The 20,909-nt window shown below is 60.5% G+C and carries 18 protein-coding genes and 1 pseudogene; 9 read left to right on the top strand and 10 right to left on the bottom strand.

Annotation, left to right across the window (positions count from 1 at the left end; genetic code table 11):
* Positions 1 to 2,039 (top strand): AAA family ATPase (locus ENTHG_RS20655; protein ID WP_044184382.1); only part of this gene is annotated, 2,039 nt, incomplete at its 5' end.
* A 41-nt stretch (positions 2,040 to 2,080) separates the two neighbouring features.
* On the opposite strand, the gene ENTHG_RS20650 is transcribed toward ENTHG_RS20655, so the two are convergent.
* The 4 genes and pseudogenes from ENTHG_RS20650 to ENTHG_RS20635 form a co-directional block, all read right to left on the bottom strand.
* Complete coding sequence (locus tag ENTHG_RS20650) at positions 2,081 to 4,327, bottom strand: tetratricopeptide repeat protein (protein WP_044184380.1); 2,247 nt, start codon at positions 4,325 to 4,327, stop codon at positions 2,081 to 2,083.
* A complete protein-coding gene (locus ENTHG_RS20645; protein ID WP_044184377.1) occupies positions 4,317 to 5,672 on the bottom strand; it encodes a DUF4062 domain-containing protein in 1,356 nt (451 codons plus the stop codon). Before ENTHG_RS20645 ends, ENTHG_RS20650 begins: the two co-directional genes overlap by 11 nt.
* 70 nt (positions 5,673 to 5,742) lie before the next feature.
* A complete protein-coding gene (locus ENTHG_RS20640) occupies positions 5,743 to 7,098 on the bottom strand; it encodes an MFS transporter (protein WP_044184374.1) in 1,356 nt (451 codons plus the stop codon).
* Positions 7,099 to 7,193: 95 nt separating this feature from the next.
* Positions 7,194 to 8,233, bottom strand: a pseudogene (locus tag ENTHG_RS20635) (sialidase family protein).
* 624 nt (positions 8,234 to 8,857) lie between these two features.
* Between ENTHG_RS20635 and ENTHG_RS20630 the strand changes: the two are divergent.
* The 7 genes from ENTHG_RS20630 (at position 8,858) to ENTHG_RS24505 (ending at position 13,721) form a co-directional block, all read left to right on the top strand.
* Positions 8,858 to 9,043 (top strand): con-10 family general stress protein, encoded by a 186-nt coding sequence (locus ENTHG_RS20630; protein ID WP_044184371.1) that lies wholly within the window; start codon positions 8,858 to 8,860, stop codon positions 9,041 to 9,043.
* 105 nt (positions 9,044 to 9,148) lie between these two features.
* On the top strand, positions 9,149 to 9,646 hold the full coding sequence (locus tag ENTHG_RS20625; RefSeq protein ID WP_044184368.1) for a YciE/YciF ferroxidase family protein: 498 nt from the start codon (positions 9,149 to 9,151) through the stop codon (positions 9,644 to 9,646).
* 61 nt (positions 9,647 to 9,707) lie between these two features.
* Positions 9,708 to 10,217, top strand: a complete 510-nt coding sequence (locus ENTHG_RS20620; RefSeq protein ID WP_044184365.1) for a ferritin-like domain-containing protein — start codon at positions 9,708 to 9,710, stop codon at positions 10,215 to 10,217.
* A gap of 18 nt (positions 10,218 to 10,235) precedes the next feature.
* Positions 10,236 to 11,114, top strand: a complete 879-nt coding sequence (locus tag ENTHG_RS20615; protein ID WP_044184363.1) for a manganese catalase family protein — start codon at positions 10,236 to 10,238, stop codon at positions 11,112 to 11,114.
* 68 nt (positions 11,115 to 11,182) lie between these two features.
* On the top strand, positions 11,183 to 12,583 hold the full coding sequence (locus ENTHG_RS20610) for a cytochrome ubiquinol oxidase subunit I (protein WP_044184360.1): 1,401 nt from the start codon (positions 11,183 to 11,185) through the stop codon (positions 12,581 to 12,583).
* Entirely contained in the window at positions 12,583 to 13,593 is a 1,011-nt protein-coding gene (gene cydB / locus ENTHG_RS20605; protein WP_044184357.1) for a cytochrome d ubiquinol oxidase subunit II, read from the top strand. Before ENTHG_RS20610 ends, cydB begins: the two co-directional genes overlap by 1 nt.
* A complete protein-coding gene (locus ENTHG_RS24505) occupies positions 13,593 to 13,721 on the top strand; it encodes a DUF2474 domain-containing protein (protein WP_081653654.1) in 129 nt (42 codons plus the stop codon). Before cydB ends, ENTHG_RS24505 begins: the two co-directional genes overlap by 1 nt.
* A gap of 31 nt (positions 13,722 to 13,752) precedes the next feature.
* On the opposite strand, the gene ENTHG_RS20600 is transcribed toward ENTHG_RS24505, so the two are convergent.
* The 6 genes from ENTHG_RS20600 to ENTHG_RS20575 are packed head-to-tail and all read right to left on the bottom strand — an operon-like array spanning position 13,753 to position 19,938.
* The gene (locus ENTHG_RS20600) at positions 13,753 to 15,267 is read right to left on the bottom strand and encodes an ABC transporter substrate-binding protein (RefSeq protein WP_044184354.1); all 1,515 of its coding nucleotides are present in this window, start codon (positions 15,265 to 15,267) and stop codon (positions 13,753 to 13,755) included.
* On the bottom strand, positions 15,248 to 16,282 hold the full coding sequence (locus ENTHG_RS20595; protein WP_044184351.1) for an ABC transporter ATP-binding protein: 1,035 nt from the start codon (positions 16,280 to 16,282) through the stop codon (positions 15,248 to 15,250). The genes ENTHG_RS20600 and ENTHG_RS20595 overlap by 20 nt, the downstream gene beginning before the upstream one ends.
* Positions 16,279 to 17,262: an ABC transporter ATP-binding protein gene (locus tag ENTHG_RS20590; RefSeq protein WP_044184348.1), complete on the bottom strand. Its 984-nt coding sequence runs from the start codon at positions 17,260 to 17,262 to the stop codon at positions 16,279 to 16,281. Before ENTHG_RS20590 ends, ENTHG_RS20595 begins: the two co-directional genes overlap by 4 nt.
* Entirely contained in the window at positions 17,259 to 18,104 is an 846-nt protein-coding gene (locus tag ENTHG_RS20585) for an ABC transporter permease (protein ID WP_044184345.1), read from the bottom strand. Before ENTHG_RS20585 ends, ENTHG_RS20590 begins: the two co-directional genes overlap by 4 nt.
* On the bottom strand, positions 18,101 to 19,039 hold the full coding sequence (locus ENTHG_RS20580; RefSeq protein ID WP_044184342.1) for an ABC transporter permease: 939 nt from the start codon (positions 19,037 to 19,039) through the stop codon (positions 18,101 to 18,103). The genes ENTHG_RS20585 and ENTHG_RS20580 overlap by 4 nt, the downstream gene beginning before the upstream one ends.
* A complete protein-coding gene (locus ENTHG_RS20575) occupies positions 19,039 to 19,938 on the bottom strand; it encodes a proline iminopeptidase-family hydrolase (protein WP_044184340.1) in 900 nt (299 codons plus the stop codon). The genes ENTHG_RS20580 and ENTHG_RS20575 overlap by 1 nt, the downstream gene beginning before the upstream one ends.
* A gap of 182 nt (positions 19,939 to 20,120) precedes the next feature.
* Between ENTHG_RS20575 and ENTHG_RS20570 the strand changes: the two genes are divergently transcribed.
* The gene (locus ENTHG_RS20570; RefSeq protein ID WP_044184337.1) at positions 20,121 to 20,891 is read left to right on the top strand and encodes a LuxR family transcriptional regulator; all 771 of its coding nucleotides are present in this window, start codon (positions 20,121 to 20,123) and stop codon (positions 20,889 to 20,891) included.
* Positions 20,892 to 20,909: the final 18 nt, after the last annotated feature.

Here is a 20,909-nt window from a genome sequence, read left to right as displayed (position 1 = left end):
GCTGGCTTGAGCAGACCATCGATGCGCTCTACCCGGCGCATTCGCTGCCGGATAGCTGGCAGCGCCGCTTGCGTGAACATCAACAGTATGCCGCCGTTCGCCGCCGGGCCTATGTACCGCTGACCGCCTTTCGTGACCGGCTCGTGGCGTACCTGAACCAGGCCAGCACGCTGCCCACTTTTACGCCGCTGCTGCTGACCGCCGCCTCGGGGATGGGTAAAAGCGCCTTTCTGGCCGACCTGGAAGCGACGCTGGCGGCAAAGGGCCCTGTCTTCGCCCATTACGTTGGCGCAGACGGCGACAATACCCTGGAGAACTGGCGGGACAGGCTGCTTAACGCCCTTGCCCCACAGGTATCCCCCCCTTCGTGGAACGCGCTGACAGAGGCGCTGACGGCATGGAGTCAGAGGCAAAACGGTACACTGGTACTGCTGCTGGATGCCGTTAACCAGCTTGCCCGCCCCCAGGAGGCCATGGACAGGCTGCGCCAGATTGCCTGGCCGCCGCAGGTGGCGCTGGTGATAAGCGCAACCCCGGACATTACGCAGCTGGCGCGTCTGGATGAGCAGCACTGGCAGCGCGTTCAGCTGCCTGCGCTGAGCGTAGAGGAGCGTGAGGCGGTGTGCGCCGCGAGCCTGGCGCAGGTGAGCAAGTCGCTCTCCATCCCCCTCACCCGCCGCCTGGTTGACGACCCGGCCTGCGAAAACCCGCTTTTTTTGCGCCTGACGCTAGAGGAGCTGTGCCTGCACGCGCGCCACGAAGCGCTGCCGCAGCGCCTTGACGCCCTCCTGCGCTGCGGCGAGACGGGGGCGCTGTTTCTGGCGGCGCTTGCCGAGTCTGATAAAGACTTTTCACCGCCGGGGCTTGCCTCGCGCGCGGCCCGTTTTATCGCCGCCTCCCGTAACGGCCTGACCCACAGCGAGCTTGCCCGCCTGCTGGCAGACGAACGGGGCGTCAAAGCGCCTGACCACGAACTGCTGCCGCTGCTGGCGCGTCTGGCCCCTTACTGTCAAATACGCGATGGTCGCCTCAAGCTGCTGCACAGTGCCCTCGACCACGCCCTGCAACGCGGCGAAGAGATGAATATCTGCCGCCGGGCAATCGTCGACTGCTTTAAGGATGAGAGCGCCTTTTCGCTGGCGGAGCGCGTCTGGCAGTTAATGGCGCTGAATGAGAAAAAAGCGCTATTCCAGGCGCTGTCCGACGTTTTAAATGTGATTCAGCTTTACGAATATGAACCCGGCCTGTTACGCCAGGTCTGGGGCTTTAGCGGCGTCTATGAAGAAGACGTGATGACCGGCAAGCTGCGCCAGCCGTTTAGCTGGCAGCCGGTGGGCGCGGCGCAGCTTAGCGACCACTTTTACGCGGCGATAGCCATTTTTACCGAGCTGCGCATGACCACCGCGCTGCCCGCCGCCGCCGCATGGGGTAGCGCTATCCGGGCGGCATGTAGCGCACCGGATACAAACCCGTTAGTGAAAGCCAACTTTTACAATACCCTGGCGGTGCTGCATAAAAATCAGGGGGCGCTGGATGTGGCGGAATTCGCTATTCGCGAGGCGCTGGGAGTGGGTGCATTATGCGGTAAGCGTAACATGGCGCGGATGCTGATCACCCTGGGAGGGATCCTCATCGCCACTGAGCGCGAAGAGCAAGGTCGGCAGGCCTATCATAACGCGCAGCGGCTTGCCATGCAGGCGGGCGATGAAGAGACGCTGGCGGCGATCGCGACCCTCCTCGCCCGTCTTGATACGCAGCCCACCGGCGCTGCGAAAAGAATCGCAGAGTTCGAAGCGCAGATTAGCATTGCCGAAGCCCAGCCGCTGACCCTGCAACGGCAGAAAATCCTCTCGGTGATCTACGAGGAGTACGCCTTCGCGCTGCTCCAGAACGATCGGCTGATAGAGGCCATCGCCGCTATCGACAACGCCATCGCCGCCGTGCAGTACTTTAATAACGACGCGTCGAAGAAGCTTGATGACCTGCTGACAATGCGGCGGGAAATCTATCAGGTGACGCTTCGGCAATCGGGGGGATAACACGCCTCTCCCCCCAGGGAGAGGGTGCTCAAACGGCGGTTTTAGCGCGTGAGCTTACGCCATACCCCGCGCAGCCTGTCGCTCAAGGCGCTTTTTGCCACCGGCGTCACCTCCGGCGGCGGTATTTGCGGCTGTGGCGGCGCTGGAGCGCGCTCTGCCTGAACGTTGCGCCTTCCCAGTTCCACCAGCCGCTGTAACAGCTTCACCTTTTCAGGATTGTCGTCCTGCATAACCGGATCCACCAAATTAAACAGCCAGCGGTAGATAAACTCCGCCTGCTGATACTCCTCCAGCAGATAATAGACGTCCCCCAGATCGTAAAGCGACTGGGCGTTATTACCATCATCATCCGGGTGGTGTTCAAAACGCAGCGCGACCAGGCGTAGCATCAGGGTTTTGGCCTCTTCATAGCGCCCCTGCTCCTTGCAGATGCAGGCGATATTGCGCATCACGTCCAGCCCGTGCGGGTCCTCAGGGGCGAGGGTCTCCTGCTGGCGATCCAGCCACTGCCGCCAGGCGGCCTCTGCGTCCTCAAGACGCCCTTCGCCCAGGCAGGCCAGCGCCAGGTTCAACAGCAGCTGTAACGTCTGCGGGCTGTCGGGCGGCGCCTGCTCATCCTGTGCGGCAATCAGTGCTTGATACTGCGGAATAGTTTTGCCGTGCTGCTCCTGCTCAATATAGAGATCAATCAGGTACTGACGCGCGAACAGCAGATTCTCATCACCGGAAGGCAGGCTGTGTTCGAGGATGGTTAGCCCCTCCAGAAAGAGCGCCTCCGCCTCTTCCATGCGCCCCTGCGCGCGGCGCAATTCCGCCAGATATTGCAGCCCTTCGGCGATACCCGGGTGGCCCGGCGGCAGGCTTTCCCGTTTAATCGCCAGCATCTCCTCAAACAGCGGCGCGGCTTTGTCACCCTGCTGCTGGCGGTAGTAGAGTTCGCCCAGCTCATTTAAGCTCACCGCGATATCGGGGTGGGCAGGCGGTAAAATGGTCCGGCGCTGCCTGAGCACCTCTTCCAGCAGCGGTTCCGCCTCACCATAGCGCCCCATTTCCATCCACAGGCCGCCAAGGCTACGTTTTAAGCCCAGCATATCCGGGTGGCTCTTACCCTGTAGCCGTTCACGCACCGCCAGCGCCTGGCGCATCAGCGTTTCGGCTTTATCGTACTGCTCCAGGCGCTGGTAGCACTCCCCCAGGCTCTGGGTAATGTTGGCGTACTGAATGCCGTCCTCCTCGCTCAGCCCGCGCTGCGCCTCCAGCAGCAGCGGCTCGGCCTCGGCATCCCGCCCCTGCGAACCGTACACCCCGGCAAGGTTATTCAGCACGATAGCCAGATCCGGGTGGCCCGGCGGCAGGGTTTTGCGCATCAGCGCCAGCGCGTCACGAAACAGCGGCTCGGCCTGGTCATAGCGCGCCAGCAGGCGGTAGAACAGCCCCAGATTGTTGACCGCGCCCATATAGCTGATGAAGTCCTCCGGGAAAAGCTTGCGCATCAGCCCCGGCATTAAGGCGCTCCAGCGCATGCCGATAAGCCAGAATCCCTGCTGTAAAAACCAGGCGCTGACCGGGTTAACGGCGGGGGTGAAGCGCGCGTCCGGGTGCGGCGAATTCCAGCTCTCCGCCAGCGCGTTGAGCGGCAGCGAGAGCGTACTGCGCCCCGCCCCCAGGGCTAGCATTATTCTTCCTGTCAGTTCAGGGTAGTGCTGCTGGAGGGTGGTGAAGTCATCGATTCGCCCCAGCGTCTGCACCAGCCGCTCCTCCTCATCCAGCGTCAGCCACTGAAAGGCGCGCTCGGCCAGCGAGAAGGCGTCGTTCCCCGCAAACCAGGCCACCAGCGCCCGGCGTGACGGCATCATCAGCGGCGAACGGGTCGCCAGGGCGTGAGTAAAGAGGGTATGGGTAATACGCAACCTGCCGTCGTCATTCAGGCAGAAGGGAGCAAGGCGGGCAATCAGCCGCAGCAGGTGCTGGTCCGCCATACGCGGCGCGCTGCCATGCAGGTGCGGCGCAAGCAGCGCCGCCAGATCCCGGTGCGACAGCCCGGCGCGCGAGACGGCGATAAGCGTCGCGGCATGGCTGGCGAGGGCCTCGCCCTCGGCGCGAAAATCCCGGTCGGTTTCATTGAGCAGCGCAAGAAACAGCTCCCCGGCATCGGTATAGCTTAACAGCGAGGCCAGCCGCGCGCTCAGGGACTCATGGCTGGCGTGCAGGCGCAGCTCCTCCAGCACCAGGCGTAGAAAGAGCGCGTTACCGCAGGCAGGAGCCGCAGCCAGTTGCTCAACCAGCACGGCGGGTAGTTTTTTTGCTGTAGTGCTGCAAAATGCAGTCGATCGCCGCGCGGCGGGTGGCGTCGTCCATCTCCGGGAAGGTCAGCGCCGGCCACTGCGACGTTAACGCCTCCGTTGAGGTCGCTATCAGTAGCGTGCCGCGGGAAAAGCGTAGCGCGTCCAGGCGGCTTACCCCTTCCTGCGCCGGCGAAAACTGGTTCACCGCGTCCAGCAGGAAGATAAACGGCTGGCCAGCACGGGCCTGGGCCGCGTTCACCAGCGCCGGAAACGCGGCCCAGCGCGCTTCGCCCGCCGGGGGGATCGCCGCGTCATCCGGGAGCCACGGCGCAATGGCGGCAAGCACCCGCTCACGCCAGCCTTCCGGGCTGTTATCACCGTCCGCGCCAACAAAGTGGGCGACCACCAGGGCGTGAGGAAAAGCACCGGCGGCAAGGTCTGCCATAAAGGCGCTTTTGCCTCTGCCGGAGGGGCCAACCAGCGCCAGCCGGTTGAGCGCATCACGGTCGGGGACGGATTCTGACAGCGTGGCATCGAGAGTATTTGCCACCCATGTCGCAACGTGCTGGCGTAACGCCGTTAACGGCACGTAGCCCTCGCGGCGGGAGAGCGCGTAGCTTTGCTGCTGCGCCTGCCGTAGCTGCTGCTCATCCGGCACGTTTTGCGCAGGAAAGAGCGCGTCCAGCTGGTCATGCAAAAAGCGCAGCACCTGCTCGCCGAATTCGCTGATGTCACGATAGCCGTCAACGCCGATGCTGGCGGCGTGATGCTCACGAATGGCGCTTTTTAAGGCCGCGAGCTTCTGCTGGCCTGCCGGGTCACGCTCATAAAACCCGGCGGACTCGCTCTGCGCCCCCCCGGCGATGGCCGCCGTTAAGTCAGGGTGACGGAAATAGATCTGTACCCGGCGTTTAATGTCGTCGTCGGCGTCGTCCATAAAGCCGACGCGCATCTCCAGCTCCGTTACGCTGATACCCTGCGCCAGCGCCGTTTCAATGCGCGCGGCCCAGCGGTTGTCGCCGTGCTGCGCGCTCTGCCAGTAGTGCTCCAGGTTTTCCGGCTGCGGCACCCAGCCGTAGCGCTCGCCAATAAAGCCAATGAAAAACGGCGGTACGCCCAGCGCCCGGCAGCGGGCGATCTCTTCGAGGCAGATCTGTACCGTCTGGCCGTTTTGCGCATCCTCTTCGGTAATACCCCAGCGCAGGTCGATCTCGCTGAATACCACCTGGCGTTCAAGGCAGCGCTGTCGGAAGAGGGGAAAAACGCGGGTGAGCAGCTCGTGGCGCTCGCTCTCCATGTCGCGGAAGGTGGACGATAAGAAGAGCCGAATCTGGCGAGGCTGTGGCATAAGCGGGGTTCCATCAGGTTGAGGGTGCTATGCATGCAAGACCGGAGCGGCTGGCGCTCCGGTACGCAGATTAAAGTGTCTCTTTGGTTAAATCGCGCTTCGACGTTTCCGGCGCGCGCCATGCGGCATAGGCCGCCACCAGCGCGGCAACGACCACATAGCCAGCAACCAGCGTCCAGTTATTGTTGTCGAGCGTGGTCAACCCTTTGGCGATAAACGGCGTAAAGCCCCCGGCCACAATCGCCCCCAGTTGCGCGCCAATGGACGCGCCGCTGTAGCGTACTTTCGGCCCGAACAGTTCGGTAAAGAAGGAAGGCTGCACCGAGTTAATGGAGTTGTGGGCGATATTAATCAGCAGCACGTACCCCGTCACCATCAACGCGAAAGAGCCGCTTTCCAGCAGCCAGAAGAAGGGAAATGCCATCGCCGCCGCGCAGAGCGCGCCAAAGATATAGACCGGACGGCGGCCCACTTTGTCGGAGATGGCGCCAAACAATGCGTGCATCGGGAAGGCCAGAACGCAGGTCGCCATCACCACGCTTAGCATGGTCTGTTTATCAACCCCCAGCGTCCCGGTCGCGTAGGAGACCGCAAACACCGTACACATAAAAAACGGCACGCTTTCGGCAAAACGCAGCACCATGATCAGCAGAATGCTACGCCACTGTTCGCGCACCACCTGCACGACCGGGCTCTCCGCGTTTTGCTGCTGTGTGTTCTGCTTATCCAGCGCCTGCTTACGCTGTACTTCCTGGAAAACCGGCGTTTCATCCAGACGGCGACGCATATAGAGCCCCACCAGAACCAGCACCACGCTCAGCATAAAGGGCACGCGCCAGCCCCAGGAAAGCAGCTGTTCTTCCGGCAGCAGCATGACCAGCGCGAAGATGCCGGTCGCCAGCAGTTGCCCGGAGAAGCCGCCGGTCTGGGGAATGGCGCCCAGCACGCCGCGACGGTTGGCCGGTGCGCTCTCCACCACCATCAGCATCGCGCCGCCCCATTCGCCGCCTACCAGAAAGCCCTGCACGAAGCGCAGCACCACCAGCAGAATCGGCGCCCAGATGCCAATAGCATCATAGGAGGGTAAACAGCCAATCAGGAACGTGGCGGCACCCATGCCGCCGAGGGTAATCAGCAGGGTGATTTTACGCCCCAGGGTGTCCCCCATATGGCCAAAGAAAATCCCCCCCAGCGGGCGGGCGATAAAACCAACGCCGAAGGTGGCAAAGGAGGCCAGCAGCGCGGCGATGGGGCTGACGTTAGGAAAGAAGATTTTGCCGAATACCAGCGCGCTCGCCAGACCATAAAGCAGGAAATCGTAATATTCGATGGTGTTGCCGACCCAGCTTGAGATCACCACGCGGCGAATGTTGCTTTTATCCAAATCCGCCTTTGGCGCGACCGGCATTTCCAGAGAGATTGACATGACGCTAACCTTGTTATGTACGTCAACGCGCGTTGACGCCGCCCTGCTATCATCGGGCTGTTGTAATAAGAACGTTTTTTATATTCAGCGCTGCGTCAGGCAAGTTGCAGTTCGCAGTGCATGATATTGGTGCGATTCCAGGTCCAGGTCAGATGCAGCCTCTCCCCGTCGCGAATAATAGCCGGGTAGGAGAACTCCCCTTCCCCGGTTTCCACATCCAGAGCATGCGTCCAGCTGACGCCGTTATCCTCTGAAACCAGAAGCGTTAACGGGAAGCGCTGCCCCCAGTTGCCGCCTGTAGGATTGCAGGCCAGCACCAGTGTGCCCGACGCTGTTTGAACCAGATCGATACCGCTGTTGTTATTGGGCAGCGTTGTTGCATAGGCGGGACACCAGCTGCGGCCGTTATCGGTTGAATCGCTGCGATAGAGCCAGCCGCGGGTGCTGCGCATTAGCATATGAATCTGTCCCGGCGCGGACTCCCACAGCGAAGGCTGAATGACGCCATCCCAGCGCAGCACGCGGCTGAGGTCATTTTCCCATAACGCTTCGTCTTTGAGTCCCTGCCATAATTGGCTGCTCTGGCCGCTGAAGGTCTGATGGGCCAGCGGTACAGGGGAGAGTTGCCAGCTCTGGCCGCCGTCGCAGGAGCGATCGACAAAAGCGTCCCAGTGGCGCTCATCTTCTGTTGAGCCGGGAGCGAGCCAGACGCCGTCGGAGGTGTGCAGGATTTTATTTTTAACCGGGCCGCGCGGCAGCGGATCGCCCGCCACCAGTTCCGCAGGCGCGCTCCAGCTTCTGCCGCCGTCGGTGGACTTAACGTAACGGGTTTGCCAGACATGCACGCCGGAGCCGACTTTATAAAATAGCCAGACGCCATCGGGGGCGGTAAACAGCACGGGGTTCCAGTGGGCAAGCCCTCACAGGCGATGGCGCGAACCGGCATCTGCCAGACGCCCTGCTCCCGGCGGGCAAGCCAGATGGCGGTGTCACCGCTTCCCTCTTTCAGCCCGGCAAACCAGGCAACCAGCAGATCGCCTCCGGGTAGCACCGTCAGCGTGGAAGCATGACACTGTTTAAAGCCAGCGCCGCCTTGCGGTATCAGAGGTTGCCGTGAGATAAGCGTTAAAGCCATAACTATCCCTGAGTATTGAATTTTTATTTTTTCGGGCGGAAGCATCGCCTGACGAAAAGAAAAAGCAAAACAAGCAACCCCCAAAGAAAATTTCACTTAAGGATTAACTTATTACGCTAAACGCGACACAACGCACCGCGCGGCAAATATGGTATTACAGCCAACGCCTGCTGTTAACATAAAAAACAGCCTATTCCGTCACACTTTACATTGCCTGTATAGCCGCCAGGTGCCATCGGCTTTGGCGGGGTCTGACGAACCGGCAGCGACGCGCTGAATGACCAGGAATCATCCCAAAGAGCGAGATTTTGTGCGGCTGATAACGCGGAAATTTGTCAATTTACGTCAATTAACACCAATAATTTGTCAACAAACGGCCATCCTGCCGGTGCGACAACCCGTCTATCCTGTTTATTTTTAATATAAAAAAATCTTATTTCTCTATTTTACAAATTACTTTTTGCCGTTTCGTAAAACATCGTCACTGCGCCGTCGATGTAATATATATCCACAGCCTTGCCTTTGACTTAATGCAAATCCTGACTAGATTTAAATCCTGCATGCGGACGACATTTCACTATTTGATGTGTCGATTTATCAACAAGCAACAACTGGAGAATTATTATGGCGCAACAACATCGTGGTGGTTCCGGTAATTTTGCTGAAAATCGAGAGAAAGCATCAGAAGCAGGTCGTAAAGGTGGCCAGCAGAGCGGGGGGAATTTTAAAAACGATCCGCAACGCGCATCTGAGGCAGGAAAAAAAGGCGGCCAGAATAGTCATGGCGGCGGCCGTAAATCAGGGGAATAAATTCCCTGATAGTTATTTCAATTAATTAACATCGCCTGCGCAGGCAATTAATTTAACGAATTGGTAACAGTTCGTTCATTCTCCCTTTTAATGAGGTAGCTAACCATGCAGATTAATACTGTTGAAGATCTTTTCGTCCACGGTTTATCTGATATTTACAACGCTGAGAAACAGTTGACGCGCGCGCTCTCTAAATTAGCCCGCGAATCGTCAAATGCGGAACTGGCTCAGGCGTTTAAAAATCACCTGGAAGAGACGCAGGGTCAGATTGAACGTATCGATCAGATCAAAGATCTGGTGCCCGAGCTGAAAATCAAACGCATGAAATGCCACGCAATGGAAGGGCTGGTAGAAGAGGCCAACGAAGTGATTGAGTCCACCGAGAAAGGCCCGGTGCGCGACGCCGCGCTGATTGCCGCCGCGCAGAAAGTGGAGCACTACGAAATCGCCTCCTACGGCACGCTTTGCACCCTGGCCGACCAGTTAGGCTACAAAGATGTGAAAAAACTGCTGGCGGAAACGCTGGAAGAAGAGAAAGCAGCCGATACGCTGTTAACCGAAACTGCAACTTCGAAAATTAATGCTAAAGCAGGTAAAGCGTAATTTATTGCGCCTTATGACTATTTTCTGACGATTGCCAATTCATTCGTAATGGGAGTTTATTATGACTTCACAACTAGACAATTACCACGACTGGCTGCGTGACGCCCACGCCATGGAAAAGCAGGCCGAATCCATGTTAACGGCGCAGAGCAAACGTATTGATAATTACCCGGATTTGCGTGCGCGCATTGAACAGCATTTACGTGAAACGCAAAACCAGATCGTTTTACTGGAAGAAGTGATGGACCGCAACAATATTGACCGCTCCGTCATTAAAGACGCCACCAGTAAAATGGCAGCGATGGGTCAGGCATTCGGCGGCATGTTTGCCCCGGATGAAATTGTCAAAGGGGCTATTAGCAGCTATGTCTTTGAGCAATTTGAAATCGCCTGCTACACCTCCCTTATTGCGGCCGCTGTGAAAGTCGGCGATACCGCCGGAGCCGAAACCCTGAAAAAAATCCTTGTTGAAGAACAAGCGATGGCTGACTGGGCTTTACAGCATTTACCCGATGTCACGGCCCAGTTCCTGTTGCGTGATGAAGCCGACGGCGTAGAAGCAAAAAAATAATATAAAAAAGGAGGAGCAATGTTTCGTCACGTTAAACAATTACAGTATACGGTTCGCGTAAGCGAACCTAATCCGGGCCTCGCGAATCTGCTGCTCGAACAGTTCGGCGGACCGCAGGGCGAACTGGCGGCAGCCTGCCGCTACTTCACCCAGGGGCTGGGCGACGAGGACCCGGGTCGTAAAGAGATGCTCATGGACATCGCCACCGAAGAGCTGAGCCATCTGGAGATCATCGGCTCGCTGGTCGGCATGCTGAATAAAGGCGCGAAAGGCGAGCTGGCTGAAGGCACCGAAAGTGAAGCGGATCTTTACCGTTCTCTGACCGAAAACGGTAATGACAGCCACATCACCTCCCTGCTCTACGGCGGCGGCCCGTCGCTGACCAACTCTGCGGGCGTACCGTGGACGGCGGCCTATATCGATACCATCGGTGAAGTGACCGCAGACCTGCGTTCCAACATCGCAGCCGAAGCGCGCGCTAAGATCATCTACGAACGTCTGATCAATGTTACCGACGATCCGGGCGTCAAAGATGCGCTTAGCTTCCTGATGACCCGTGAAGTCGCCCATATGATGTCGTTCGAAAAGGCGCTTTACTCGATTCGTAATAGCTTCCCGCCGGGCAAACTGCCGCCGGTGGAAGAGTACACCAACACCTATTACAACATGTCTCAGGGCGATGACCCGCGTGGCAGCTGGAACAGCGACGAAAACTTCGACTACGTCGCCGACCCGCAACCCGCGGTGGATGGCGGCGACGGCATGGCCTCGGTTACGCTCTCTCCGGAGCAGCTGGCGCTGGTCAAAGCCATGGCCGACAGAACACGTTCCGAACCAACGGTTGACCCTGTTACCGGGGCCGAACTGGGCAGCGGCGAGCCGCAGAGTAAAAAATAACCCTGGGCCGTATCGCGACAACTCACCCCGTTAACCCGGGGTGATTTTTTACGTTTAAGGGTGGCAACATGTTTGACTTAGACGCCTTTCATCTGGCAAGGATCCAGTTCGCCTTTACGGTCTCATTCCATATTATCTTCCCCGCGATTACTATCGGGCTCGCCAGCTACCTTGCAGTGCTGGAAGGACTATGGCTAAAAACGCGGAATCCCGACTGGCGCGCGCTTTATCATTTCTGGTCTAAAATTTTTGCCGTTAACTTCGGCATGGGGGTGGTATCGGGGCTGGTGATGGCCTACCAGTTCGGGACTAACTGGAGCGGCTTTTCCCAGTTTGCCGGCAGCATTACCGGGCCGCTGCTGACCTACGAAGTGCTCACCGCCTTCTTCCTTGAAGCGGGCTTTTTAGGGGTAATGCTCTTCGGCTGGAACAAAGTCGGGCCGGGGCTACACTTTCTGGCAACCTGCATGGTGGCGCTGGGAACGTTAATGTCCACGTTCTGGATCCTGGCTTCCAATAGCTGGATGCATACGCCGCAAGGTTTTGAAATTCAGAACGGCCAGGTCATTCCCGTCGACTGGCTGGCGGTTATCTTTAACCCCTCTTTCCCCTATCGCCTGCTGCATATGACTATCGCCGCGTTCCTCAGCAGCGCGCTGTTCGTCGGCGCTTCCGCCGCCTGGCACCTGCTGCGCGGTAACGACACGCCCGCGATCCGTAAAATGTTCTCCATGGCAATGTGGATGGCGCTGCTGGTGGCCCCTGTTCAGGCGTTTATCGGCGATATGCACGGCCTGAATACCCTGGAACACCAGCCGGCGAAAATCGCCGCCATTGAAGGGCACTGGGAAAACCCGCCAGGGGAAGCGACTCCGCTGCTGCTGTTTGGCCTGCCGGATATGGAAGAGGAGCGCACGCGTTACGCGGTGGAAATCCCGTCGCTCGGCAGCCTGATCCTCACCCACAGCCTGGACCAGCAGGTTCCGGCGCTGAAAGAGTTTCCTAAAGATGAGCGCCCGAACTCCACCATCGTCTTCTGGTCGTTCCGTATCATGGTCGGAATGGGGCTACTGATGATTGCCCTGGGCTTCGCCGCCCTGTGGCTGCGCTATCGAAGACGGCTCTATCAGTCGCGCCCCTTCCTGCACTTTGCGCTGTGGATGGGGCCGGCCGGGCTTATCGCCATTCTGGCAGGCTGGGTCACCACCGAGGTAGGGCGTCAGCCGTGGGTGGTGTATGGCCTGCTGCGTACCGCCGACGCGGTTTCCGGCCACGGCACCCTGCAAATGAGCCTGAGCCTGCTGGCCTTTGTGGTGGTTTACTTCTCCGTGTTTGGCGTGGGCTATCTCTACCTGATACGGCTTATCAAGAAAGGGCCGCAGCCTGTTGATGAGCACCCGACTAACGGTACGCCAGCAAGGCCGCTCTCCGCTGCGGGCGAGCGCATAGAGGCAAAGGAGAATGAGTGATGGGCATTGATCTTTCGCTGATATGGTTTGTGATAATCGTCTTTGCCACGCTGATGTATATCGTGATGGACGGCTTCGATCTGGGGATTGGGATTCTGTTTCCCGCCACCCGTGACGCCGTAGACCGGGACGTGATGGTCAACAGCGTCGCGCCCGTATGGGATGGGAACGAAACCTGGCTGGTGCTGGGCGGCGCCGGGCTGTTCGGCGCGTTCCCGCTGGCCTATGCGGTAATTATCGATGCGCTGACCATCCCGCTCACCCTGATGCTGATCGGCCTTATCTTTCGCGGCGTGGCCTTTGAGTTCCGCTTCAAAGCCACTGAAACGCACCGCCGCTTCTGGGATATCTCGTTTATGGCGGGGTCGATGCTCGCCACCTTTACCCAAGGGATTGTGGTCGGGGCGGTGCTGAACGGCTTTAAGGTAGAGGGCCGCACGTTCAGCGGCGGCGCGCTGGACTGGCTCACGCCGTTCAATCTCTTTTGCGGTCTGGGGCTGATGGTCGCCTACGCGCTGCTCGGCGCAAGCTGGCTGGTGATGAAAAGCAACGAGCCGTTACAGGGAAGAATGCGCGCGGTAGCGAAAAAACTGCTGCTGGCGATGCTGGCGGTGATTGCGGTCATCAGCCTCTGGACGCCGCTCACCCACGCGGCGGTGGCCGACCGCTGGTTCAGCCTGCCCAATATGTGGTTCTTCGCGCCGGTGCCTATCCTCGTGCTGTTGCTGAGCCTCTGGTTGTGGCGAAGCCTTGCAAACCCCGATCACCATTCGCTGCCCTTTATTCAGACCCTGGGGCTGATCTTCCTTGGCTTTAGCGGGCTTGGCATCAGTATCTGGCCGCATATTATTCCGCCGGACATCACGCTCTGGCAGGCCGCCGCGCCGCCGCAGAGCCAAGGCTTTATGCTGGTGGGCGCGCTGCTCATTATTCCGGTGATCCTGGTCTATACCTTCTGGAGCTACTATGTCTTTCGCGGCAAAGTTCACCACGGGGAGGGGTATCACTAATGCAAAAACCGCTGTTTAGCCGCCTTTTGTGGTTCGTTGCCCTGTGGGCCGTCAGCGTCCTGGCGCTGGGGGTGGTGGGCTCGATCATTAAGTTTCTCATGCACCTGGCGGGTATGCGCTCGTCATAAGCGCGCCGGGCGCAAACGCCCGGCGGCGGCCTTAGTGCTTCACGGTGTCTTCAAGGAAGAAGCGCCCTAACGGGTTCTGGTAGAAGCCATCGATGTTTTTACGGCTGACGTTGCGGTACGGGCTGTAGTAGAGATCTACCCAGTTCACGTCCGCTTTCGCCATTTTTTGCAGGTCGATATACATCTGTTCGCGTTTTTTAGGGTCCATCTCCACGCGTGCGGCAGCCACCAGGGATTTCACCTTGTCATTTTTATAGCGGGTCATGTAGTTCATATTGGCGTCATGGCCCAATACGAAGGTGGTTTTCTGGTCCGGGTCGAGGATATCGTTGGTCCAGTACATCACCGAAATGTCGTACTCCCCGGCAACCAGCATATCCCAGCTCTGGCTGGGGTCGACTTTTTGCAGGTTTACCTTCACCCCGGCTTTCGCCAGCTGCTGCTGCAGCAGAATCGCAATCTGCTCATCCACTTCGTCTCCGGCGTTCACCACGTAATTCAGCGACAGGTCGGCCGCGCCCGCCGCTTTCAGCATCTCTTTCGCTTTCTGCGGATCGTAAGGCCGCATCAGATTATCGTTGTAGTGGTAGAGCGCCCCGGCGGGAATATACGAGTTAGCGACCTGGCCATAGCCGAAGGTGACGGTTTTGACGATAGCCGCTTTGTCGATGGCGAAATCCAGCGCCTGGCGCACCTCTACCTGCCCCAGCTTGCCGTGGGCGTGGTTAATCAGCAGGTGGTCTTCGCGGGTTGAAGGGTCCAGCGCTACTTTCAGATTGCTGTCTTTTTGCAGGGAGGCAATGCGCGAGAACGGCACCGTCAGGGCGGCGTCCAGTTCCCCTGCCTGCACTTTCAGCATGCGGGTGTTGTCGTCGGGAATGGTCAGCCAGTCCACGCCGTCAAGGCTGACGTTTTTCGCCTGCCAGAACAGCGGGTTCTTCACCAGTACCACTTTCTCGCCGCGCAGCCACTCTTTCACGCTGAACGCGCCGGAGCCGACCGGCTTCTCGGCGAACTCATCCGCCCCTTCCGCCTTGAATGCCTTCTCCGAGATAATCGACGCGTTCGGCAGCGCCAGCTGGGACAGGAACGGCGCGGAGGGCGATTTCAGCGTGACGACCAGGGTGCGCGGGTCCGGCGCTTCGGCGTTGTCGATAATGCTGTAGGAGTCGCGCCACAGGGAGCCTTCATCATCGCGGATGCGCAGCAGGCTAAACACCGCGTCGGCGGCGGTAAGCGGCGACCCGTCGGAGAATTGGGTATCGCGGATTTTAAAGGTATAGACCTTGCCGTCCTGGGAAACGGTCCAGCTTTCCGCCACGCCCGGCTCCAGTTTAGTGCCGGTTTTATCGACCCGCACCAGCGGATCAAACACGTTAGAGAAGACCCAGTTATCGGCGTTTTGCGCCGATTTAATCGGATCGAAAGTGGTGCTGTCCTCACGACGGCCAATGGTTAACACCCCGGCCGCCTGCGCGACCTCGCTCGCCGCGCTGAGCGCCAGAAAGAGGCTCGCCGCCAGAAACTTAACATGCCTGCGCTTCATCTTTATATCCCCCGGTCAATGGAAAAATCGCGTTATCGCCGGCCTGCATCAGTACGCAGGACCAGACGTGTTCGGCATGACGCCGTGTAGGTGGCGCGTCGGTGCGGCACTGCACCTGCGCATAGGGGCAGCGCGGGTGAAACGCGCAGCCCTGTGGAATAGCAACCGGACTCGGCGGCTCGCCCCCTAACGGGTCGGTTGGCAGCGTTTTGTCCGGGTCAATCTCCGGAATCGCCGCCACCAGCGCGGCGGTGTAAGGGTGGCGAGGCGAGCGGAAAACCGCTTCCGACGGGCCGCTTTCGACGATCCGCCCCAGATACATCACCGCCACGCGATCGCACAGGCGACGGACAATCGCCAGATCGTGGGCGATAAACAAAATAGCCAGCCCCATCGTCTCCCGCAGCTCCATCAGCAGATTCACGATCTGCCCCTGAATGGAGACATCCAGCGCGGCCACGCACTCATCGGCGACAATCAGCCGCGGCTCCATCGCCAGCGCCCTGGCGATACCGGCGCGCTGGCACTGGCCGCCGCTAAGCTGGCCGGGGCGCACGCTGGCCTGCTCGGGGCGCAAACCTACCCGCGTCAGCAGTTCCGCCACCCGCGCGGCGATGGCCGGACGCGCGACTTTCTTATGCACCCGCAGCACCTCGGCAATGCTTTCGCCGATGGTCTGGCGCGGATTTAGGGAGGCGAACGGGTCCTGGAAGATCATCGCCGTCTGCTGACGCAGCCGCGCCACGTCGCTGCGCAGGCCGTGGGTAACGCGCTGACCGTCAAAACGCACTTCGCCGTCGGCGATGTGCTCCAGCTGCAGCAGCGCCCGGCCAAGGGTGCTTTTGCCGCTGCCGGACTCGCCCACCAGGCCCAGCGTCTCGCCGGGCGCGATGCTGAGCGTCACATTGCTCACGGCGTGAACCCGCTTTTTTGCCGTGAACAGGCCGCCAGAGACGGGAAAAGTGACGGAAACATTGTCCGCCTCCAGTAACGGCCAGTTTGCGGATGTGGTCATACAGCCTCCCGGCGAAGCGCCCGCAGTGGATGATGGCAGGCCGCCGCATGGCTCAGGCTATTCTGCCCCAGACACAACGGCGGCTGTTGCTGACGGCAGATATCGCTGGCCGCCGCGCAGCGCGGATGAAAACGGCAGCCCGAAGGAAAGCGGTCGGCGACCGGCGGTTGCCCGCTGATGGTGGCGAGCCTGCCCTGCCCCCCTTCGCTACCCGGCTGGCAGGCTATCAGCCCTTCGGTATAGCGATGCAGCGGCGCAGCAAGCACGTCGCGTTTGCCCCCGGACTCGCACAGCCGTCCGCCGTACATCACCGCGATGCGATCGCAGGTCTGGGCGACCACGCCGAGGTCGTGGGTGATCATGATCACCGCCAGCCCCAGCTGCTGGCGCAGATCGCTCAGCAGCCGCAGGATCTGCATCTGTACGGTCACGTCGAGGGCGGTGGTGGGTTCGTCAGCAATCAGCAGCGCAGGCTCGCAGGCCAGCGCCACCGCGATCATCGCCCGCTGGCGCATACCGCCGGAGAACTCGTGCGGATAGTTGTCGAGACGGCGCTGCGGGTCGGGAATCCCCACCTGGCGCAGCAGCTCTTTGGCAGCCTCCCGCGCCTGACGGCGGCTGGCGCCGAAATGCAGGCGGCGGCTTTCGGCTATCTGCTCGCCGATGGTCATGACCGGGTTGAGATGGCTTGCCGGATTCTGGAAGATCATGCCGATCTCCCGCCCGCGCACCCGGGACATCTGCGCGTCGCTCAAGGTCAGCAGATCCCGCCCGCCCAACCGCACTTCGCCGCCGCTGATTCGTAGCCCCTGCCCAGGGAGCAGACGCATCATGGCCCGGCAGGTGACGGTTTTGCCGGAGCCGCTCTCCCCTACCAGCCCCAACATCTCCCCGGCGTTAAGCTGAAAAGAGACCTTGTCCACCAGCGCAATATCCGGCCCGCGCGCGACGCTAAGCTGCGACACCGTTAACAGACTCATACTCTCTCCCCCAGCTTATCGCCCAGGCCGTCGGCCAACAGGCTGAACCCCATCGCCAGCAGCACAATCGCCAGCCCCGGAAAGGTGGTTATCCACCAGGCGGTGGTAATAAAACTCTGCCCTTCCGCTACCATGACTCCCCATTCAGCGGTGGGCGGCTGCACGCCGAGGCCGAGGTAGCTCACCGCCGCGCCGTTGAGCAGCACCAGCACGCAGTCGGACATGGAGAAGACCAGCGCCCCGGTGAGCGCATTCGGCAGCAGGTGGCGAAACAGCACCCGTCCGTGGCCGTAACCGAGGCTGCGCGCCGCCAGAATAAAGTCCCGCTGTTTAAGGGTTAATACCTGGGCGCGCACCAGCCGGGCATAGGAGACCCAGCCGACCATCGCCATCGCAATGTAAAAACTGCCCAGCCCCGGCCCGAGAATGGCGATGATCGCCAGCATCAGCACCAGAAAGGGAAAGGCCAGCACAATATCGATAACCCGCATGATGAGCGCGTCCACCGCGCCGCCGAGGTAGCCCGCCAGCGCACCGAGTACGGTGCCGAGCATAAAGGGGAAGATAACCCCCAGCAGGCAGATTTGCAGATCGACCCGCGCCCCCCACAGCACCCGGGAGAAGATATCGCGGCCAAAATTATCGGTGCCGAACAGGTGCGCGCCGCCGGGCGGCAGGAGGCTGGCGGCGGTATCCTGCGCGACCGGATCAAACGGCGCCAGCCACGGCGCGAAGCAGGCGACAAACAGCCACAGCCCGACAACCATCGCTCCGGCGCTCAGGGCATGCTGGCGGGGGAGTATCCGCCGCCGCAGCGCGGCGGCCTGGGTTAACGCGTTCATAGTTTTACCCTCGGGTCCAGCGCCACCGTCAGCACGTCCGCCAGCAGGTTCACCGCCACCGTGGCGAGGGCGAAGACCATCACCACCCCCTGCACCACCATGTAGTCGCGGCTAAAAATGGCTTTTACCAGAAGCTGGCCGAGGCCGGGAATGGCGAAGACGCTCTCAATCACCACCGTGCTGCCAATAAGCCAGCCGATATTGACCGCCAGCAGATTGAGCGTCGGCACCAGCGAATTGGGCATCACGTGTCGCCAGAAGATGCGGCTCTCCTGCTGGCCCCGCGCGCGCGCGGCCACCACATAGTCGCTGTTCATCTCCATGAGCAGGCTGGCGCGCAGATTGCGAATAAGCACCGCCGACAGCGCCAGCGCCACGGTAAGACAGGGCAGCGTCATATGGTGCAGCTGGTCGGTAAAATCGCTGCCGTAGCCGGATACCGGGAACCAGCCCAGCACCACGCTAAAGACGATAATCATCATGATGCCGAGCCAGAAAGCAGGAAACCCCAACCCGGCGGTGGTGAAAAGGCGGATAAGCTGATCGGCGAGCCGCCCGCGCTGCCTTGCCGCCAGCGCAGCCAGCGGCACCGTCAGCGCGACCGCCAGCATGACGCTGCCCAGCACCAGCCACAGCGTGGGCTCAAGGCGCGAGCCAATGAGTTTGAGGGTATCCACCCGGTAAACAATGGATTTTCCCAACTCGCCCTGTAACAGGTTGCGAAGAAAGTAGCCGTACTGCACCCACAAAGGCTCGTCCAGCCCGAACTGCGCGCGAATCCGCGCCAGCGCGGCGGGCGTGCTGCGTACCCCCAGCAGAATGCGCGCCGGATCGCCGGGAATGGCCCGCACCATGGCAAACGTGATGATGCTTATCCCCAGCAGCACCGGCAGAAGCTGCAGCGGGCGAAACAGCAGAAAGCGGTAACGATGCATCAGCGTCCTCCGGCGGCGCGCTGACGCGCGAGAAAGTCGAGCAGTACCGGGTAGTAGGCCTGCGGCTCTTCGTAGAACGGCATGTGGCTGCTGTTGGGAAAGACGTGAAGCTCGGATTCCGCCAGCCCCTGCTGCATCTTCATGGCGCAGGCGGGGGTCAGCTCATCGTGCTGCCCGGTGGTGATAAGGCAAGGAACGCGAATGGCCGCCAGGTCCGCGCTGCGATCCCACGCCTTCAGCGAGCCGGTATAGAGAAACTCATTCGGCCCCTGTAGCGCCAGGTACGGCCCCTGGTTCCAGTCGTCCAGCGAGCGGCGAACGGGCTCTGGCCAGACGTCAAGGCGGCAGACGTGGCGGTAGTTAAGCAGGGTGATAGCCGCCTGGTAGGCCGGATGCTCCAGCCAGCCAAGCGCTTCGTAACGCTGCATCATCGCCACCGTTTCCGCCCCCAGCGCGCCGCGCAGGCGGTTCAGTTCTGATATCAGGTGCGGCATATCCGCCACCGTATTCTCCAGAATCAGCGAGCGGACCGCCCCAGGATGGTGCAGCGCCACCTCAATAGCCAGCCAGCCGCCCCATGAGTGACCAAGCAGATGCACCGGACCGAGGCCGAGAGTACGGCGCACGGTTTCCACCTCTTTGACATAGCGCGCCATGGTCCACAGGCGGGGATCGTTGGGACGGTCAGACTTGCCGGTGCCAAGCTGGTCGAAAGCAATCACCCGGTAGCCGTGGTTTTTCAGGCAGGAGTGGGCCTCGCGCAGGTAGTCGCAGGGCAGCCCCGGCCCGCCGTTCAGGCAGAGCACCACCTCATCGCCCTCGCCGAATTCCCAGGCCACCACGTTATACCCTTCCACCGCAATATCATGACGGCGATCCGCTACTGTTTCGCTCCACATGCTCTGTTCCTCATCACTACCCCGCTGTTGTTATCAACGCTACTGGCAAGCCCCGGCGCTGAACAGTTAGCAAAAATGCTAGGTTTTCTGTCGCGCCGGGACGGCACTGGTTTTGCATGGTCGTTGCCATAGACCCCGTTGCACAAACCGTGCCGGGGCGCTGTTTCGAACGAGGGGGAGCAATGCGCATTGAAATTGAACGCCCTGCGGGCTGCGAGGCCGCCGGGTTGGAAGCGGCCTTCGCCACGCTCTTTTCGCAAACGCGGGCGCTGGGCTTTGACGCGATGATTTACGACTACACCCCGGTTGCGCGCTCGCTGGAGGGGGAGCTGATTACCCCGTCGCTGCTGCAAATGCGCAACGTACCGGAGGATATGCGCCAGCTCTGGTGCGAGCGGGGTTATTACCAGCGCGACCCGGTACAACACTGCGCGCTGGCAAGCTGCGCGCCGTTTGTCTGGTCCTATCAGCGCCCGGAGAACAGCGCATTACAGGGAAAACTGGACGACCACGCCCAGGCGGTGACGCACTATATGCGCGACCACGACATGCCGTGCGGGGCTACGGTGCCGCTGCATTTGCCCAACGGCGGGTTTGGCACCCTAACCGGCATCATTACCGGCGCGCAGCCGGAGCGGGAACTGGGCGATACGCTGGCCTCGCTCACTTTTCTGGCCCACCGTTTTCAGGAGTCGGCGTTCCCGCTGTTTGACGCCTCCATGCTCACCTGCCGCCACGTGAAGTTAAGCAACCGGGAGCGCGAGTGTCTGGCCTGGTCCGCCGAGGGGCTGACGGCGAAAGAGATCGCCCGCAAGCTGCACCGCTCGGTGGCGACCGTGACCCTCCATCTGAACACCGCCGCCAGAAAGCTGGGGGCGACGAACCGCGTGCAGGCGGTGGTGCGGGCGCTGCATTACCGGTTGCTGGAGGGAGAGCAGCACGGGGATAACTAGTATTTTTGCTAGTGTTCA

The sequence above is a fragment of the Phytobacter massiliensis JC163 genome (genome assembly GCF_000321045.1).
In the GTDB taxonomy this organism is placed as follows: Bacteria; Pseudomonadota; Gammaproteobacteria; order Enterobacterales; family Enterobacteriaceae; genus Phytobacter_A; species Phytobacter_A massiliensis.
The sequence above is the reverse complement of the archived record's forward strand: the minus strand, read 5'-3'. Positions and strand labels throughout refer to the sequence as shown.

What these genes read in the sequence shown, in the direction of transcription:
- ENTHG_RS20575 (WP_044184340.1), bottom strand. Translation starts at nt 19,938, where the DNA reads ATGTGGAGCGAAACAGTAGCGGATCGCCGTCATGATATTGCGGTGGAA.
- ENTHG_RS20585 (WP_044184345.1), bottom strand. Translation starts at nt 18,104, where the DNA reads ATGAACGCGTTAACCCAGGCCGCCGCGCTGCGGCGGCGGATACTCCCC.
- ENTHG_RS20570 (WP_044184337.1), top strand. Translation starts at nt 20,121, where the DNA reads ATGCGCATTGAAATTGAACGCCCTGCGGGCTGCGAGGCCGCCGGGTTG.
- ENTHG_RS20645 (WP_044184377.1), bottom strand. Translation starts at nt 5,672, where the DNA reads ATGCCACAGCCTCGCCAGATTCGGCTCTTCTTATCGTCCACCTTCCGC.
- ENTHG_RS20620 (WP_044184365.1), top strand. Translation starts at nt 9,708, where the DNA reads ATGACTTCACAACTAGACAATTACCACGACTGGCTGCGTGACGCCCAC.
- ENTHG_RS20615 (WP_044184363.1), top strand. Translation starts at nt 10,236, where the DNA reads ATGTTTCGTCACGTTAAACAATTACAGTATACGGTTCGCGTAAGCGAA.
- ENTHG_RS24505 (WP_081653654.1), top strand. Translation starts at nt 13,593, where the DNA reads ATGCAAAAACCGCTGTTTAGCCGCCTTTTGTGGTTCGTTGCCCTGTGG.
- ENTHG_RS20630 (WP_044184371.1), top strand. Translation starts at nt 8,858, where the DNA reads ATGGCGCAACAACATCGTGGTGGTTCCGGTAATTTTGCTGAAAATCGA.
- ENTHG_RS20625 (WP_044184368.1), top strand. Translation starts at nt 9,149, where the DNA reads ATGCAGATTAATACTGTTGAAGATCTTTTCGTCCACGGTTTATCTGAT.
- ENTHG_RS20590 (WP_044184348.1), bottom strand. Translation starts at nt 17,262, where the DNA reads ATGAGTCTGTTAACGGTGTCGCAGCTTAGCGTCGCGCGCGGGCCGGAT.
- ENTHG_RS20600 (WP_044184354.1), bottom strand. Translation starts at nt 15,267, where the DNA reads ATGAAGCGCAGGCATGTTAAGTTTCTGGCGGCGAGCCTCTTTCTGGCG.
- cydB (WP_044184357.1), top strand. Translation starts at nt 12,583, where the DNA reads ATGGGCATTGATCTTTCGCTGATATGGTTTGTGATAATCGTCTTTGCC.
- ENTHG_RS20610 (WP_044184360.1), top strand. Translation starts at nt 11,183, where the DNA reads ATGTTTGACTTAGACGCCTTTCATCTGGCAAGGATCCAGTTCGCCTTT.
- ENTHG_RS20580 (WP_044184342.1), bottom strand. Translation starts at nt 19,039, where the DNA reads ATGCATCGTTACCGCTTTCTGCTGTTTCGCCCGCTGCAGCTTCTGCCG.
- ENTHG_RS20640 (WP_044184374.1), bottom strand. Translation starts at nt 7,098, where the DNA reads ATGTCAATCTCTCTGGAAATGCCGGTCGCGCCAAAGGCGGATTTGGAT.
- ENTHG_RS20595 (WP_044184351.1), bottom strand. Translation starts at nt 16,282, where the DNA reads ATGACCACATCCGCAAACTGGCCGTTACTGGAGGCGGACAATGTTTCC.